This is a genomic window from Pseudoalteromonas sp. Isolate6 (assembly GCF_022398435.1).
GTDB lineage: Bacteria > Pseudomonadota > Gammaproteobacteria > Enterobacterales > Alteromonadaceae > Pseudoalteromonas > Pseudoalteromonas galatheae.
This window is the reverse complement of record NZ_JAKEVK010000093.1, coordinates 1-16,567: the sequence shown is the minus strand read 5'-3', so window position 1 is coordinate 16,567 and position 16,567 is coordinate 1. Positions and strand designations below refer to the sequence as shown.

Sequence of the window (16,567 nt, the reverse complement as noted above, 5' to 3'; positions counted from 1 at the left end):
CTTAATTAAGTGGTCTATTTTGAGGCGAGAAAATCTTGTCGATAACCAGGCAAAAATTTTGCTATTTAGTTGTTCTAAATAAGAAATTTTTAACGCTGTTAGCGTCAGATTTACTCCTTCAAATTGAGCAAGTATTAAGTCAAATTGGTATTACCACACAATCAATGTGCTGAAGTTAACCAGCTCAGAAATTGACGTGCTTCGCCGCCATTGGCGAATTGTGTGATCTTACGGCCTGTGCCGTCAGCAAAGATCACTTTAGATTTGTTCACCGAAATCGAGCGAATTGGTTGCTCAACACGGATCTCTGTTCCGTTATATGTATATGACATAATAAAACTCACTTTTATAATGCACAGCAAATTAGCTGATGCTTTTGATAGTAGATGAGCTTCATTACAGTTTAGCGAACAGAAGACGCTGTCCTCGCAACAACCCGACATGGGTATGACAGCTTATACCAATTTTCTTGATTGGTTTGATTTTCGCCTGACTATATTAAGCTCTACTTGTATTTTTATGCGGACTTACTGGATCAAGGCAAGGAGGCATTACTTGGAATTTGCTCTATTTTGAGAGGAAGTTAAAGCAAGTAGCGAATACTATAGAATTGTTTTTTTTAAAGCAAGCTTTTTATGTGGGTGTAGCAGTAAATATTTTTAACACTTATCCAACTTAAAGCACATGGGCTTGCCTCGAGGTGTTAAACCCCGAGACATTGTTACTTTACTAGGACAGTAATTGTTCGACTGACTGATCGCCGTTAAATAGTTCAAACGTTAGATTCTGAGGATGCCGAGTGGCAAGATAAGCTAGCGCATCTGCGACATTCTCTCGACTTATCACTGCATCTTTTCTATTTTCAGGGCGTGAAGTGGAGAATCCCCCAGTTGCAGGCTCATTTTGTAACGCACCTGGCCGAACGATGGTGTAGTTTACGACACTTCTTTGTAGATGTTGGTCGGCCATGTGTTTGGCTACCAAGTATGGTTTGATTTCACTTTCAATGTTATCAGGATCGTCGGCACCGATAGAGCTGACCATAATAAAATGTTTAACGTTTGCTTTCACAGCATAATCAATAGCTTTAGTGGCGGCCCATAAATCAATCAGTAGGGTTTTGTCCGCACCCGTTTCCCCACCAGAGCCTGCGCTAAATATTACCTGCTCGACGTTGTCAAAAGCAGAGCTAAAATCGTTCTCAAGATCTTGCTCAGTGATAGTGAGTTGCTCAGATTCAATATCTGCCAACTTGTCTTTATTACGCACTAACGCCACAACGTCGTGGCCTTGTTCCAGCATTGTCTTTGTCGTCATTTTTCCAATTTGACCACTGGCACCAATGATTAAGGTCTTCATAGATAAACTCCTTTAAAGTGTTTGCTTAACTAAGACCTTGGGATCATGGCGCAGATTTAAACCCCTGTAGTGTGAAATAAGTTATAAATAGGCGAGAAATTGCTGAGTTAATCTAAAAATTGCGGTGGTCAGGGAAAAGTTGACCACCGTAGGAAAAGCAAAGCTATCTGTTATTTTGTTACTTTTCGAGCTCTAAAGTTACGGCCTTTCATTTTCCCTTCTGAAATTGTTTTAAGCGCTACGTTGGCAACACTGCGCTCAACTGCAACGTACGATGACATCGCAGTGACTTTGATTTTACCGATTTGGTCACCTTTTAACGCTTGATTTGAGGTCAGTGCACCTAAGATATCACCCGGTCTTAATTTTGCCTTCTTACCGCCGTCGATTTGAATGGTTACCATCGGTGCTCGGTTAATTTTGTTATTTAATACTTGATCGCTTGGCAAGGTATTGGGTTCAATGGTTTTGCCTAAATAGTCTTCGAGGGCGTTTACTTTATGTGATTCCTTATAGCTCATCAAAGAGCACGCCACCCCTTTATTGCCTGCACGTCCAGTTCTGCCAACGCGGTGAACATGTACTTCTGGGTCATGGGCGATATGGTAGTTGATCACCATATCGACGTGATCGACGTCGATACCCCGAGCGGCGACATCCGTTGCCAATAAAATGGTGACACTCTTATTCGCAAAGCGAACCAATGTGCGGTCACGATCTTTTTGCTCTAAATCACCATGAAGTGCAGCAGCATCGAAACCTAGACTATATAGGCTGTCACATACGTTCTGGCATTCTGCCTTGGTGTTGCAGAAGATAACCGCAGAATTAGGTTGAAATTGCATTAACAGTTTTTGTACTGCTGGCAGTCTCGCGTCGTTATTGTCGACTTCATAAAAGTACTGTTCAATTGAGCTATCATCGTGGGTTGATTCAACCGTGATTTTGGCTGCATCTTTCATGATATGCTGCGCAAGCTGCTCTATTTTTGGCGGGTAAGTTGCGCTAAAAAGTAGGTTTTGTCGTGTTTTAGGGCAGTGGTCAATGATACATTGCAATGACTCTTCAAAACCCATCTCCAGCATTCGATCTGCTTCGTCTAGTACAAAGGTATTGACTTCATCTAGCGACAAACGGCCTTTGCGCAGATGCTCTTCAATACGTCCTGGCGTACCCACAATGATGTGCGCGCCGTGTTCAAGAGAACCAATTTGCGGCCCCATAGGAGCACCGCCGCACAGCGCCAATACTTTGATGTTATGGATTGCACGGGCAAGCTTGCGAATTTCAACCGCAACCTGATCGGCAAGCTCTCGAGTAGGACATACCACGAGCGCCTGCACACGAAAGCGTTTCACGTTTAAATTATGTAATAGTCCTAAAGAGAAAGCGGCGGTTTTACCTGAGCCCGTTTTGCCTTGGCCAATGACATCTTTACCCGCCAATATAAGCGGTAAGGTTTGTGCTTGAATGTCAGTCATGGTGTGATAACCCAACGAAGTGAGGTTATCAAGTAAGGCGCTGGAAAGTGGGGTGCTTGAAAAAAGTGGCTGAGTCAAAGTCGCTGTCTCTGTAGTTCTAAAACAGCAATTATAACATGGCTCCAACGGATAGCGCGTGTAAGGCCGTGATAAAATTTTTTACCACGGACAAGTGCGTTAAAAAATGATTTTGAACATTTCCCATGAGCAAGGGTAGGTCGCATTACAGCCAATAACCGTCGGCTCAGCATTTGCGCCCGAGCCACCATTACCAACAGCTTGTACATAGTAGCCGTTGACAGATTTGAGCGCTATTTTATCACCGTTTTGGATGAGCGCACCGGGACTATTTGGCAGTTCAATCGTGAACGTTTCCCAGATAGAGGCCGCGGTTCTATTGGCATTTAGTTCACCTCCACCACCTTGTTCGGCAACAAAGTAGTAGCCAGATGTAGTCTGAATATGAACTTCATCACCGCTATTAAGGTCTCCGCCATTAATATCTACAAGGGTAAATTGCTCCCAAGGACCTATGGCTAATCGGTTTGCATTGACCGTGCTGCCGCCGTTACCTTCAGCCACAAAGTAATATTGTCCGCCAGTTTCGAACGACACATTAGCGTAGTTGGTTGGGCCACAAGGCAACGTAGTAAAAGTGAGATCTTCCCCTTGGATTGTGGTACGTGGTGGTTTTGGATCTCCACGGAAGCGGAAATGGTACTCAGTCCCACAGCTTAGGTTCGAAATCTGAGCACTTACGGGGCCATTTACTCCAGGTGGTGTCGCAAAGATACTACTGCCGTAGCTTGTGGTGGTGCCATAATCAAAAATCTCGCCACTTAGGCCGATAGTTGAGGAGGAATAACCATTTAATTGCGCAGATGTTTGGGTGATATTGCTTGCAGGTTGGGTCAAATATTGCGTACCGGCATGCGCTAGAAATGTACTGCTGCATGCAGTCAATAGTAGTAACTTGAACTTATTCATAGCCTAGCTCCTTTAATGTTGATGCCGCAAGATGTATCGGCTCTATTAGCTTAGGAGGTAGTGCGTTATATTCTATTACACTTGCTTACACGCTTTGTTTAGTACAAGAAAAGCGCTGCAACATAGCAAAGAGCAGCGCATTTATAATCAGGCTATTTGGTTTTTTCGCTGACAGCAGGTTGACCATATTTAGGCGAACGCGGTCCGTGAAGTAAGCCATTGTGGACTTCTGACGATAGTAAACGGTTGGAGGCAATAGCCGCGATATCAAACCCTCTGTCCGTGACGCTTTCTAGCACTTGGTTGAGTGCAGCTTCCACTAGCATGCCCACTAATCCACCACCATTGTTACCTCGAGTTTCTGCCGAAGATGCTGATGCTTTATCTTGCCAAAGCACTTTACCGCTCTTTAGATCAACGAGCGTTGCGGAAGCTGTCACAACCGTTTCACTCGATACCACAACGTAGCTTGTACCATATTCTTCAATGGTAATGTAGAGCGCAGCATCAGCGCCAAAGATTTCATGAAGCTTAGTTACCGGAACTGCATGGGTATCGCTGGCAACGGTGAGACCATTATTTTTAAATGTCTGCTCAACAACTGCCGCTGGAAAAACATAGTATCCCGACTCTGCAATCGGATGATAAATTTGAGACATCAAACTGTAAGGCGCAATTACCTCGGGTGTGTTATTGATTGGTGGTAGCACGATAATAGAATGTGGATCCGCTGTTCTAAATGCAGAGTAGTCATGCCCTTCAGGAGTGCTCACACAACCTGTGATCAATGTCAGTGCTAAAAGCAGTAGTGTCAGTGTGGTGTGGCGCATATTATACTCCTGCAGACTTTAGTAAAAACGAGATGTAGTGCTCAGACTCTGGAAACAGCACCATTTCAGTTTCAAAATGTTGTTTACCAAGTTGGGCATTCCCTGTTTCAAAATACAACATGCCTAAGTGAGCATGAACGCCAGGTGCAACTGTTTTACTTTTAGCCTCGGCGGTTTGAATGATTTCTTGTAATATGCTGATTTGCTCTTCAAGAGTCACATCTTCTGCTTTAAAGTAGCTATATACGGCTTTGCTGTATTCTCCGTGGTAATAAAGTGGCTCAGTGGTTTTACAACCTGCAAGTACGAGTGAAGCCAACAACGCTAAAATATATTTTTTCATTTTCGTTAATCCCTAGTTCGCCCAAGCGCCAGATTCAAGTCCATTGACTAACTTATTAACGACTTCACGAATCGCCAAGTCTAGTACTTTACCATTTAGAGTCGAATCATAGCTCGCTGTGCTACCAAAGCCGATAACCTCACGCTCAGACAAGCTATATTCACCAGCCCCTTGCACTGAGTAAACAACCTCTGATGTGGTTACATCCACAATATTAAGGGTTACTTTTGCGTAAGCAATTTGCGATTTACCTTTCCCCAATAGGCCAAATAGCTGTTTATCGCCTATGGCTTTGCGACCAAATTCGGTGACATCGCCTGTCACCACATATTTTGCACCAGTAATAGACTGTTTTGTTCCTGTGTGCGCAGCTTCTTGTGCGAGCATTTCTAGATTGGCTCTATCAAGCACTCTAAAGCGATTTGTTTGTTGCAGGTGGCTCATCAACGTAGTTTTTGCTTGGCTCCCAAGTTTGTCATCACCTGTAGAAAAGATACCATTTTGAAAACTTGAACGGTTGACGAAGTTACCGACCACTAATTTGCTCTTTTCTCCAGTATACTGGGTGTTGTAGCTTGCTACTTTTGGTGTTTCTACAACCTTTGATGTAGTTGTGGCACAACCATTTAAAAAAGTAGCAGTGCCCAATACCAAAGCAAATGTTTTAGCTGGGTGATATTTTTGATTGATCACACTAAATCCCTATTTAGTCGTTGTTATTATGCTTCCATTGAATGAGAAGAATGACTTGTTTGAACACTTTTTTACATTTGTTCGCGGAGGGTTTTTACATGATTCTTTTGATTATTTCAATAAAAAATAGTCGGCTAATTAATTTGATTGAAAATAGAAGCCCCACACTTATATGTAGGGCTTTTTTGTGTGTTTTATTTACTACTTGATGGGCTTCGCTGAGTTGGCTTACTTCTTCTTGGGGCTGAAGAACTTGGCTTATTGGTAGACTGTGATGGGCGACGCCTGCGGTTGCCATTGTTGTTACCAGCAGGTTTGCCATTAGCACTAAGCTTATTGTTGCGAGGACCTGAGGTTTGCTTAGGTTTGTTTTTCGGCTGAGCGGAAGTTGCTTGTTCAGCGTCTGTTGCCTTTGGCTTTTTCGGTTTCTTTGGCTTTTTCGGCTTGATTGGGCGCGTATCTAGTTTTGACTCAGGTACGGCAAGTTGCGGTTCAAACCCAGGTTCCACTTTACGCGGCACCAACTGTTGAATTAATCGCTCAATACCAAATAAATCGCTTGCGGTCTCTTGGGTAACAAATGAGATAGCTTCACCCGTTGCACCAGCGCGGCCAGTTCTGCCGATACGGTGAACATAATCTTCGTAAACATTTGGCAGGTCAAAGTTCACGACATGGGGCAGCTCTTGAATATCCAAGCCCCTCGCCACAATATCAGTGGCAACAAGCACACGTACTTCACCATTTTTAAAACCAGCAAGGGCTTTCATGCGAGCGCTTTGGCTTTTATTACCATGGATTGCTGCGGCATTGATCTTGGCTTTTTCTAGATCCTTAACCAAGCGGTTGGCACCGTGTTTGGTGCGGGTAAATACCAACACTTGTTGCCAGTCATGCGTTTGAACTAGATGCTTGAGTAAGTTGGTGCGCTTACTTTTATCTACTGGATACACCCACTGAGTGACACTTTTGGCGGTGCTATTTGCCGGTGCTACAGAAATCTCTACTGGATCATGAATTAATCCTTTCGCCAAAGCTCTAATTTCTTCAGAGAAAGTTGCAGAGAACATCAAATTTTGTCTGCGGCTTGGTAATACTTTGATGATGCGTTTGATATCGTGAATAAAGCCCATGTCTAGCATACGATCGGCTTCATCCAATACCAGTACTTCAAGATCATCAAATTTGACAGCATTCTGCTGGTAAAGGTCGAGTAATCGCCCCGGTGTTGCCACTAAAACATCAATGCCTTTACGCAGCTTCATCATTTGCGGGTTGATCTTCACACCGCCGTAAACGACTTCAGAGCTGATAGGAAGGTGTTTGCTGTAGAGTTCAACACTTTGCCATACTTGATCAGCAAGCTCTCTGGTTGGCGTTAGAATCAACGCGCGCACGTTATTCGCACGAGGCTTAGTGCCGGCAATCAGCTTTTGCAACAAAGGTAATGTAAAGCCCGCAGTTTTGCCCGTTCCCGTTTGCGCCGCAGCCATCACGTCTCTGCCTTTTAAAATAGCAGGAATGGCTTGCTCTTGAATGGGAGTCGGTTTGTCGTAACCTTGTTCGACAACGGCTTGATTTATTTCTGGGGCTAAACCTAGGTGGCTAAAGCTCATGATTTGTTACTCTGTAGTAGGCGGCGGGCAAGAGTACAGTATTTACACCAGTTACGCAATTTTGCCACCGCCTAAATTACTTTTAAGTCGTCCTCTGCTATGTGTAATAGATTAATGGGGTTTAAAAATACGCTGATCTTCACGCCCATATTAGTGATAGCGTTCTCGAGCATAGCAGCACATCCTTGTGTGTTTAATTACGAATAGAATCTATGCTTTGAATAAACTGAGTTTACCAGAGAAGTTTTTAAGGTTTGGGAAAATCTGCAGCAGTGCATTGTCGTCTACCCCCATCCAGCTACCAAGGCTCGCAGCCAGTTGGTCAACAGCTGTGGTGGGAATGAGCCTTCCGCTTCCAGCATCAAAGGCATGGTTTAATTCTGGAGGAGGGATATCACCAAAAATAGTGCCACCATGGACTGCACCACCCATAATAAAGTGATGGGCGCCCCAGCCATGATCGGTACCATCACCATTGACAGCAAGGGTGCGACCAAAATCAGATGCAGTAAATAAAGTTACTTGCTTCTCTAACCCTAAGCTGGCAATTGCCGTATTAAACGCCACAAGTGCGCCATCAAGCGCTGATTGCAGTTTAGGTAGGCTCTGAGCTTGACCTGAGTGAGTATCAAATCCACCCATACCCACAATATACACTTGTCGTTTGGTGTTGAGTTGCTGCCTTGTTGCAATACTTTGGCAAACATTCTTCAGCTGTTGTGCCAATGGTGTGGGAGGAAACTGTGGTAAAGTAAAACTTGTATTGGCAATGGCATCATTGTATTGCGAATTTGCCGCCATGGCGCTGCGAGTAAGCGTATCTAGGTCTTGCTGAAGTATGTTATTGCTACTACTGCTTTCTTTGCCCGCAAAGTAGTCAGCGAGTGCTTGGTTGTTGTCGAACTCTTCTAAGATTTCTATTATGCCAGCTTTGCCATCACTCACATGGTATGGAAAGGTATTACTGCCGGTTAACCACAGATCAGCCTCGGCTGTGGTAATGGCATTAAAAGGTGTCTGCTGCGTTTTTCCTGTATTGATAAGCGCATCATTAATTAACCCTCCCCAACCAAATTGTGCTCCCTCTGTTTTACCAGACATCCAAGTTGACTGCTGATCATTATGAGAAAACAATCGGGGAGGTACGCTTGCTGTGACTTGTTCCAAGCGAGAGGCATTAACAGGTTCAAGTAATGGTCCAACATTGCCAATTACAGACAGTTGCCCTTGACCGTAGAGTTTCGCAAGGCCTGCCATTTCTGGGGGTAAAGCAAATTTGCGTTGATTAAATCGAGAGGGAGTACTGAGGGCGTGCAAATTTTGTGGTGTTCTTGGTGTAGGGTAAGCATTGAGTAGTGAGGATCTGTGTTTTGCCCACTGTTGATAGTTACTGTCATCCAGAGGAATAATCGTGTCATGGCAGTCCATTCCGCCGTATAAAAATACGCAAACAAGTGCTTTGTAATCTTCACCTTGTTCTGCTGCCGCAACGGCTTGACTCAACGAAAACAAGGACGTTGACATCATGGTCGCACCGCTTAGTTTCAAAAAATCACGTCTTTTCATCTTGTCTAGTCCTATTTTTGAATCAAATAATCTGCTGAGGTCATCACGAGTAAAATCGCCCATTGCACTCGAATAAGGCTATCTTGTGGTTCCTCCATTGGTAGTGTCTCAAGAATTTGGGTGATCTTATTCACTGTATGCTCAGTGAGCTGATCTGCGCTTAGGAGTAGGTTTAAATGAGCCAATAGCGCTTTTGGGTCATCTGCCAAAGTGAGTTCGTATTCATAGTCTGCAAGGAAGCTATATACAGCTTGACGAGCATCAAGCGGTATATTTTCGGCGTCATAATCTGCTTGTAAATCAGCTACATCAACATCTTGTTGATAGCCAAAAATATAATAGGTCATAAAGTTAATATAACCCGGAATTGACGAGGCGTTGGTAATTTGGAATTCAGGTGCAACTAGTTGATTTTGCGATATTAGCGTTCCTGGTGCACTGTAACCCGGGCGAAAAAAGTTAAATACGCTACTTGAACGATAGGGGTGTTGATTTAACGCGTTTGCTGAACGAGTATCCCATAGTGGCTCTTGATACTCGGGTGTAATATTTTTTACCTCAAAGGCTCGCGCCCACTGCGTAAATCGTAATATTGGCTCTCTTAACTTGCCACTGCGCGCTGTTTTCTCGCTTCTTGCTTCTTTATCAAAGATAATTGCAGCAATCGTTGCGGTTAAGTCGCCCCGTTGGTTAGCACCCACTTTGGTACCATCGGGCAATACGTAGCTACCAGAATCAAAGCTTTCTACTGCCCTAGCAACATAGCTAGGTGAAGGGTTTGATGTTACTAAACGTTGGATTAACTGTTTAACCACAAATGGGCCAACATTAGAATGCGAAAAGATATGATCTAATGCGAGCGTGATTGATTGGTTGACATCGGTGCCAGCGGCTATGGTGTAGCCTAAAAAGGATTTGGCTTTAGTCGAGTGTAGTTCAGGATCTCCGACCATAGGTAGCGCGTACTCCTCTTGAGCGGCTTGTTCGGCGCCTGACTCATCAAGCACTAACCCAGTAAAAACACGGGCAAGGCCAGTAATATCTTTATTGGTATACAACTCAATGGCTTGGTCATTGCTATCGCGTTTCTCGCTACCGTCTGGGTTTAACTCAACAAGACCCAAAGTGAAGAGCTGTAAGATCTCCCGAGCATAATTCTCATCAGGCATCCTGCCTGTTTGCTCGTCTCCCTTTTGATTTCCTAAATATGTTAAGTAAGTTCCCATCGCGGGTGAATAAGTCACTGCCTCAATCAGCTCTCGATAATTGCCAAAGGCGTGTTCGATGAGTATATCTTGAAATCGTGCTACTGCTGCTGGGATGTCAGTGAGTTCGTCACCACCGGCATTAGAAACCACCAAAATCTCAGATAAAGCGAAAGCTACTCGCTGACGCAACTGATCTTCGCCAGTGATGGCATCTTGCCAAAACCCAATACTTGTTGACTCTACGAAGAGCGTATTAAAACCGCCATCTTCGGGGGTATATTTTGCAACTGAGCTCATTTTCAAGCTTGGTTTTAGTGCTATTTGGTCGATGAACCACTTGGAGGCAGATGTGCCGACAAGTGTGTTGAGCTGTTGTGGTGTAGCGCCAAAAGTCGTTTGGTGTAAAAACGAGGCCGTACTTTGTGGTGTTGCAAACACATTATCCATTGCAATAGGTTGCGATGGTTCGGTAATTTCTGTGTTATCAGTGGTATGCTGATTAGTTGGTGCGACTTCAGTTTCTTGCGCACTGCCACCGCCACAGCCTGTCGCTGTTAGGGTAAACACACACCAAACTGAAAAGTATTTAATGATTGTTCTCATAACTTAACTCAAATAGTGAACGATAAGTGATGAGTGTAGGATGATTTTTGACTTTGGTGTTTTACAACTTTGCGTGCGTAATCATACAAAATTGTAAACTAACCAAGTCAAAGCTTAGCTCAGTCGATTAATGAGTTGGCACTTCAATATTAAATACAGCACCCGGTTGACCCTCAAGCAAATAAATCTGCGCTTCATGGATGTCACAGATTGCTTTGACAATGCTAAGCCCCAGCCCATTACCTGAAGAGGAGCGGCTCGTATCGGCACGATAAAAGCGCTCGAAAATATGTGCTTGGTCTGATGTTGCGATGCCGGGGCCATTATCACCGATTTGCAGTAACACGCCAGATGAGTGACTTTGCAGCCTGATCCACACAGACGCCTTTGGATTAGTATATTCAAGTGCATTTTCTAACAGGTTACAGACCAATTGCGCGAGCAAATCAGCATCTCCATAGCAGGTTATATTTGGCAATATCGAGACGGATAAGGTTTTTTCTGCGTCTTCAAATACCGGAGTGAAGCTATCAGTTAGATCTAAAAGCAGTGTTGATAAGTCAACCTGTTTAAAGCCCTGTTGATATTTTCCAGATTCAATACTATTCAAGCGGATTAAATTATTAAAAGTCGAGATGATTTTTTCTAATTCTTCACAGGCCTTTTCAAGGTGAACGGCTAATTGCACGGGATCATCTATGTCTTGCTCCATCGATTGCAATCGGTTTGCAACTCGGGTTAGGGGCGTTTTAAGGTCATGGGCAACTCCCACAGACATTGTTTTGATATTGTGATGGAGTTTGGTAATTTCGTCGAGCATCGTGTTGATCACACTGCATAATTGTAGCAGCTGTGGGTCATCGCTTTTTGCTATGGTGCGATGTAGCTCAGGTGCTTTAGCCACTAAAGAGAGCTGTTGACTCAGTTTAGCAATGGTATTGCCTTGCATTTGTCTAAAATAGACAAAGATGAGCAAAGGTGGCAGCCAGCAAAATATCGATAGCCACACAATAAACTGGGTTCTGGCGTTCTGGGCAATAACAACATCGTGGTCAACACGCTGCCATAGATGTAAATGAAGACCATCGTTGATTTGCTGTGCCTGATAAAAAATGGGTTGTGTTTCTTCGTCTATTTCAGTTTGTGGCTGCGACTTTGAGGTATTTGCTCGCTCAAAACCCAAATCGCCACCAGCGATTGTCACGTCTTTTTGGTATAACGCCATAAGCCAGCCTTCCTCCTGCCAATGCTCCTGCGTTTCTTCTTTTGTCCAAATTTCATTTTCTTCTAACTCAAATACTTCTACTAAAGACGCTAACCCCTCGGTGTGATACAGCTCGACCGCTTCCTCAACACGTTCAAGCATTTCGGCTTGTTGTCTGGACTGTTCACTTTGAGACACAAAGTGCGATACTAAAAGTGCTAGACCACATGTTAGTATCCAACATAGAAAAGAAAATTTAAGCGCCAGCACGAAATGGTATTTTTGAGTGTTTGTTTTCATATTATTGTTCAGAGAGTAAGTAGCCGCTGCCACGAATGGTTTTGATAACTTCACTGTTAAAAGGCTTGTCTAATTTGTTACGTAAGCGGCTGACATGTGTTTGAACCAAACTGGTTTTGGGGTCAAAACTAAATCCCCACACGTGTTCTAGCAGCATAGTTTTGGTAACCAGTTGATTAGGGTGAAGCATTAAAAACTCCAAAATCTGATACTCTTTTGGCATTAGCTCAATCTCGCTTTCACCTCTAAATACTTGCCTTGATGTTCTGAGTAGTTTTACACAACCAACTTGCAATTCATTCACGGTTTGCGCAGCTGGTTTGCGACGATACAGTGCTTTTAGCCTTGCATGTAACTCGACAAACGCAAAGGGTTTAACTAAGTAGTCGTCTGCACCAGCTTCCAAGCCCTCAACCCGTGCTGCGGTGTCACTTAATGCCGTTAGCATAATGATAGGAGTTAAGATATTGCTCGCTCGAAGGATTTTTACTGCGTCTAGGCCATCCATCGACGGCAATAGCCTATCAAAAATAATGGCATCGAATGAGGTGGTAGAGGCTTTTATTATTGCATCTTTTGGACACTGCGTATGATCCACTGATTCTCCAGCTTGCTTTAAGCCATTACAAATAAACTCTGCAGTGTCGTGGTCATCTTCTACAAGCAATATCTTCATTGTGCGGTTTGTTTGGTCGTTTAGCTATAGCATAACGCAGTTTCCAAAGTGTTCAGAATACAATTTTGTATGATTGGCTGTGTTCGTTCTAATAAGGTTTTTGGCTATGTTTTTTGATTTTAGGACTTGCAGTCCATAGTGAAGTGATGCTTTGTCATTACTTGGTAGAAAAGAAAGCGTGATAGACATGATGCAATGCCAATAAAGTCAGCTTCGACGCTAGCAGCTGTTTTGGTTACCCACAGCTTAGGTGAGGTATTTTTGTAATGGGCTTAAGTCTACTTTAGCTTGCAATTTTGCCGCGATTAAATATAACCCCGCCAGCTTTCGATGTATAAATAATGCGTCTACAGGTGGTGTGTGCCACTGGTTGGAGTGGCTATTTAAAGCCAGTCCTTTTTCACTTATCTCTTTGCTTAGCTGGCTGTTAGCAAAATCAAATGGGCCGTCACACCGAAGTGGAGTTGTTGCAAGTAAAAACAGCTCAATAACTGCGTTACAGTACTCGGGTGCAATATCAGTATCAAAATATCCAATGTCACATGCAGCCTGTTTAACAGCTTCACGGTTTTGCTTTGTCGCTGCCTGTAACAGGTTCTTATACCCAACACTAACAGCGTCGCTAACAATACGTGTTGCGCCAAAATCTAATAACACGATTTGGTGGGTGTCTTTGTTATATAAATAGTTACCAAAGTTAGGATCTGTTTGTATCAATTTAAGCTCAAACATTTCGATAAAGAAAAGCTCAATTAATGCGGTCATGATGTCATTGCGGACAGATTGTGGTAAAGCAACGGCCTCTGCAAGCGGCTCGCCACAGACATACTCCATACTCAGTATGTGCTGGCTACCCAGCGCTTGATACACAGCGGGGACTTTAAAGCGCGTGTCTTTAGAAAGTCCGCTGGCGAACTGCTGTAGATAGTTTGCTTCTAATTGGTAATTGGTCTCCGCGAGAAGCTGCGATTTTGCTTCCTCGATTAAAGGGGCAATATTAATCCCTTTAGGAAGCAGCCCTGTCATTTTGATTAGGCTCGCGACATTGTCTACATCGCTATGAATACTCTGAGCCACTCCTGGATATTGTATTTTGATTGCAAGAGGTTGCCCATTCTCGGTGATGGCTTTGTGCACTTGCCCAATCGACGCCTGTGCAAAGCTTTTTAGTTCAATATGACTAAACTTATCGAGCCAGTTATGCCCTAACTCATGTTCCAAGACACCAATAAGTTGCTTATGTGGCATTGGCATGGCGTCTGCGCGCAGGTGAGTAAGCAGCATGGCAAGCTCCGGCGGTAGCAGATCTCCAGCATCCATTGAAAGTAACTGTCCTAACTTCATTGCGGCACCGCGCAAGTGACTCAGCTTCTTCGCAACTGCATCAATATTTTTGCTCTGTAGCAATAGGTCGTTTCGTTTTACAGGTTGCCCTTGAAGCGCCTGCTTTGCGCCTTCAAATAACATATTTGATGCAACTTGACCTGCCAATCCACCCAAATGAGCAAGGCGGCTCAACCTTGATGATGGGACTTTTCGTGAACTGTTTTTCAAACCGAAACCCTTGGCGATACATTTTATTTAACATGCGAACAATACGACATCTTCTATAATTAAGTTCACTCTTTGTGAGCGAACTGTTGGGGCATTTCGTAAAAAGCAAAATACATTAAGTACGGAGGGTGATATGTGGTGCGCAGATTGTGAAGCAATTGAGTCATACTTTTTTGAGACAACTTACTTTTGGTTTTTCCTACCGACAGGTAATGCAGAACAAAACTTGCTGAAAATGTGCACCGAGATGGCACTAAATCCCGAGTTGGTTGCAAATAGATGCATTATGGTTCAAGTGAATAAAAATGGACTTTCTACGTTTTTACACAACATTGGTGGCTGTTTAGCTGGTCCAGAATTTGGCCAATCTAAAATGACAACCATGGCACAAGAAGGTCATCCAGATATCAATGCAATTAGTCGAGTCGCCAGTGTTGAAACTTTCGTTCGCCGTTATCAAGCGCGGTGGATAAAAACTGCGATAGAAAATGAGACATATCAAAGCTGGTTTCAACCCATAGTGAGAGCATATTCAGAACCGGGAAACCTAGATGTGTTTGCTAATGAAGCGCTATTTAGATTGTTCGATGATGAAAACAACATGGTTCCGCCAAACCTCGTTTTTAATTTAGCCGAGCAGAGCGGATTGCTCTTTTCTGTTGATTTGATTGCACGAAAGTCTGCTGTAGAGCATGCCGCTAAAGCGAATTTGAACTCGAAAATATTTATAAATTTCAACCCCTCAAGCATTTATGACCCGTCATATTGCTTACGTTCGACAGCCTCAGCAATTAGTGAGCTGGGATTTCAACCTCAAGACATTGTATTTGAGGTAACAGAGACGCACCAAGCTCGGGATGTAAATCATTTAAGAGGGATCCTAGCATTCTATCGCAGTTGTGGTTTTGGTGTTGCACTGGATGATATTGGTTCTGGGTGGTCGAGTTTAAATATGTTGGCACAGCTAAGGCCAGATTATATTAAGATAGATATGGATCTTGTCAGGCACATTGATATCAATCAACACAAAAGGAGCATTGTGTCTCACCTAATTCAGCTTGCTCATGAAAACGGTATCGAAGTCATTGCTGAAGGGGTCGAAAGCCAACATGAAGCCAAAGTCCTTCGGGAAATAGGGGCTGATTTTTTACAAGGCTATTATTTTGCAAAACCTTCGGCACTAAGTGCACGGTTGTCCAACAACCTCGAAGACGAAATAACACAAGGAGTGAAGTCCCTATCGAACGCAGCTCACAAGTTTGATACCTTGTGATAGGTAAGGAAGGACGGGGAGTTTATTAAGGCAGCCCTAGCAGTATTCCATTCATAAAAGGTGCCGGAATCTAAATAAAATAATTAAGATGAAAAGTTATCTTGCATCTACCTATCAATTTACTTTGCTACAATCCAGTGTGACTTTTAGACAGTGTTATATTTAAGGTTTAATTAATGAGGTTACGAATACATGTTAAAGGAATTGAAGCCTGCATCGATGAAAGTGCAGGAGTTTTTGTCCAAAAATGGTCAAGACTTTGTAGTTCAGGAAATGCCTAGCTCAACTCGTACAGCTTCAGATGCCGCAGCATCTATCGGATGTTCAGTTGCTCAAATCGCAAAGTCACTAATATTCAAACATGGAGAAACCGGTGAAGCAGTACTCGTTGTCGCTTCTGGTTCTAACATGGTATGCGCTGACAAAGTTAAAAAAGCGACAGGTATTACACTTACCAAAGCTGATGCGGATTTTGTACGTGAAAAAGTTGGTTATGTAATAGGCGGTGTACCACCAGTCGCTCATCATTCATCAGTTCATACAATATTAGACGAAGACTTAAATCGGTATGCGGAGATTTGGGCCGCGGCGGGAACCCCCAATTCCGTATTTAAACTAAATCCGCAGAAGTTAAGTGAACTTACTAAGGGTCAATGGATAGATTTAGCAAAATAAACGTGACAAATAGCTATGAGGGTATATACCACTGATTAATGCAAGCGCCTTTCTTGATATTTATTTGCGCTGATCCAATAAAGGTATGAATTTTTGATGACCTTTTTCTTTGAGTTGCTTGCATTCGGTCTATTAAAATGAAAAAACGTTGCGAGTCTGGGGAAGATGCTCTTCTATGGTAAGTAGGGGATTAGGGGAT

General features: G+C 43.4%; 15 protein-coding genes. 2 read left to right on the top strand and 13 right to left on the bottom strand.

Annotation, left to right across the window (positions count from 1 at the left end; translation table 11 throughout):
* Window positions 1-161: 161 nt before the first annotated feature.
* From L1D50_RS13545 to L1D50_RS13485, 13 genes are all read right to left on the bottom strand, one after another.
* Window positions 162-332, bottom strand: coding sequence for a hypothetical protein (locus L1D50_RS13545; protein WP_010370673.1), 171 nt, complete (start codon window positions 330-332; stop codon window positions 162-164).
* A gap of 397 nt (window positions 333-729) precedes the next feature.
* The gene (locus tag L1D50_RS13540; protein ID WP_239966219.1) at window positions 730-1,359 is read right to left on the bottom strand and encodes an SDR family oxidoreductase; all 630 of its coding nucleotides are present in this window, start codon (window positions 1,357-1,359) and stop codon (window positions 730-732) included.
* Between the two features lie 170 nt (window positions 1,360-1,529).
* Entirely contained in the window at window positions 1,530-2,918 is a 1,389-nt protein-coding gene (gene dbpA / locus L1D50_RS13535; protein WP_138524922.1) for an ATP-dependent RNA helicase DbpA, read from the bottom strand.
* A gap of 99 nt (window positions 2,919-3,017) precedes the next feature.
* A complete protein-coding gene (locus L1D50_RS13530; protein WP_128725910.1) occupies window positions 3,018-3,827 on the bottom strand; it encodes a peptidase S8 in 810 nt (269 codons plus the stop codon).
* A gap of 152 nt (window positions 3,828-3,979) precedes the next feature.
* Entirely contained in the window at window positions 3,980-4,657 is a 678-nt protein-coding gene (locus tag L1D50_RS13525; RefSeq protein ID WP_239966218.1) for a DUF799 domain-containing protein, read from the bottom strand.
* Between the two features lies 1 nt (window position 4,658).
* Window positions 4,659-5,000 carry a DUF4810 domain-containing protein gene (locus tag L1D50_RS13520; protein ID WP_128725908.1) on the bottom strand — a complete coding sequence of 114 codons (342 nt, stop codon included), beginning with the start codon at window positions 4,998-5,000 and terminating at the stop codon, window positions 4,659-4,661.
* Window positions 5,001-5,012: 12 nt separating this feature from the next.
* Entirely contained in the window at window positions 5,013-5,654 is a 642-nt protein-coding gene (locus L1D50_RS13515; RefSeq protein ID WP_239966220.1) for a CsgG/HfaB family protein, read from the bottom strand.
* Between the two features lie 233 nt (window positions 5,655-5,887).
* Window positions 5,888-7,309: a DEAD/DEAH box helicase gene (locus tag L1D50_RS13510; protein ID WP_239966217.1), complete on the bottom strand. Its 1,422-nt coding sequence runs from the start codon at window positions 7,307-7,309 to the stop codon at window positions 5,888-5,890.
* 210 nt (window positions 7,310-7,519) lie between these two features.
* A complete protein-coding gene (locus L1D50_RS13505; protein ID WP_239966216.1) occupies window positions 7,520-8,875 on the bottom strand; it encodes a DUF1501 domain-containing protein in 1,356 nt (451 codons plus the stop codon).
* An 11-nt stretch (window positions 8,876-8,886) separates the two neighbouring features.
* Entirely contained in the window at window positions 8,887-10,686 is a 1,800-nt protein-coding gene (locus L1D50_RS13500) for a DUF1800 family protein (RefSeq protein WP_239966215.1), read from the bottom strand.
* 127 nt (window positions 10,687-10,813) lie between these two features.
* Entirely contained in the window at window positions 10,814-12,088 is a 1,275-nt protein-coding gene (locus L1D50_RS23575) for a HAMP domain-containing sensor histidine kinase (protein ID WP_239966214.1), read from the bottom strand.
* A 103-nt stretch (window positions 12,089-12,191) separates the two neighbouring features.
* On the bottom strand, window positions 12,192-12,866 hold the full coding sequence (locus tag L1D50_RS13490; protein ID WP_128725903.1) for a response regulator transcription factor: 675 nt from the start codon (window positions 12,864-12,866) through the stop codon (window positions 12,192-12,194).
* Window positions 12,867-13,112: 246 nt separating this feature from the next.
* On the bottom strand, window positions 13,113-14,420 hold the full coding sequence (locus tag L1D50_RS13485; protein WP_239966213.1) for an AarF/ABC1/UbiB kinase family protein: 1,308 nt from the start codon (window positions 14,418-14,420) through the stop codon (window positions 13,113-13,115).
* Window positions 14,421-14,553: 133 nt separating this feature from the next.
* Between L1D50_RS13485 and L1D50_RS13480 the strand changes: the two genes are divergently transcribed.
* Together L1D50_RS13480 and L1D50_RS13475 are read left to right on the top strand one after the other, a co-directional pair.
* Window positions 14,554-15,693, top strand: coding sequence for an EAL domain-containing protein (locus L1D50_RS13480; RefSeq protein WP_138524698.1), 1,140 nt, complete (start codon window positions 14,554-14,556; stop codon window positions 15,691-15,693).
* Window positions 15,694-15,885: 192 nt separating this feature from the next.
* On the top strand, window positions 15,886-16,368 hold the full coding sequence (locus L1D50_RS13475; RefSeq protein ID WP_138524700.1) for a YbaK/EbsC family protein: 483 nt from the start codon (window positions 15,886-15,888) through the stop codon (window positions 16,366-16,368).
* The last annotated feature ends 199 nt before the right edge of the window (window positions 16,369-16,567 follow it).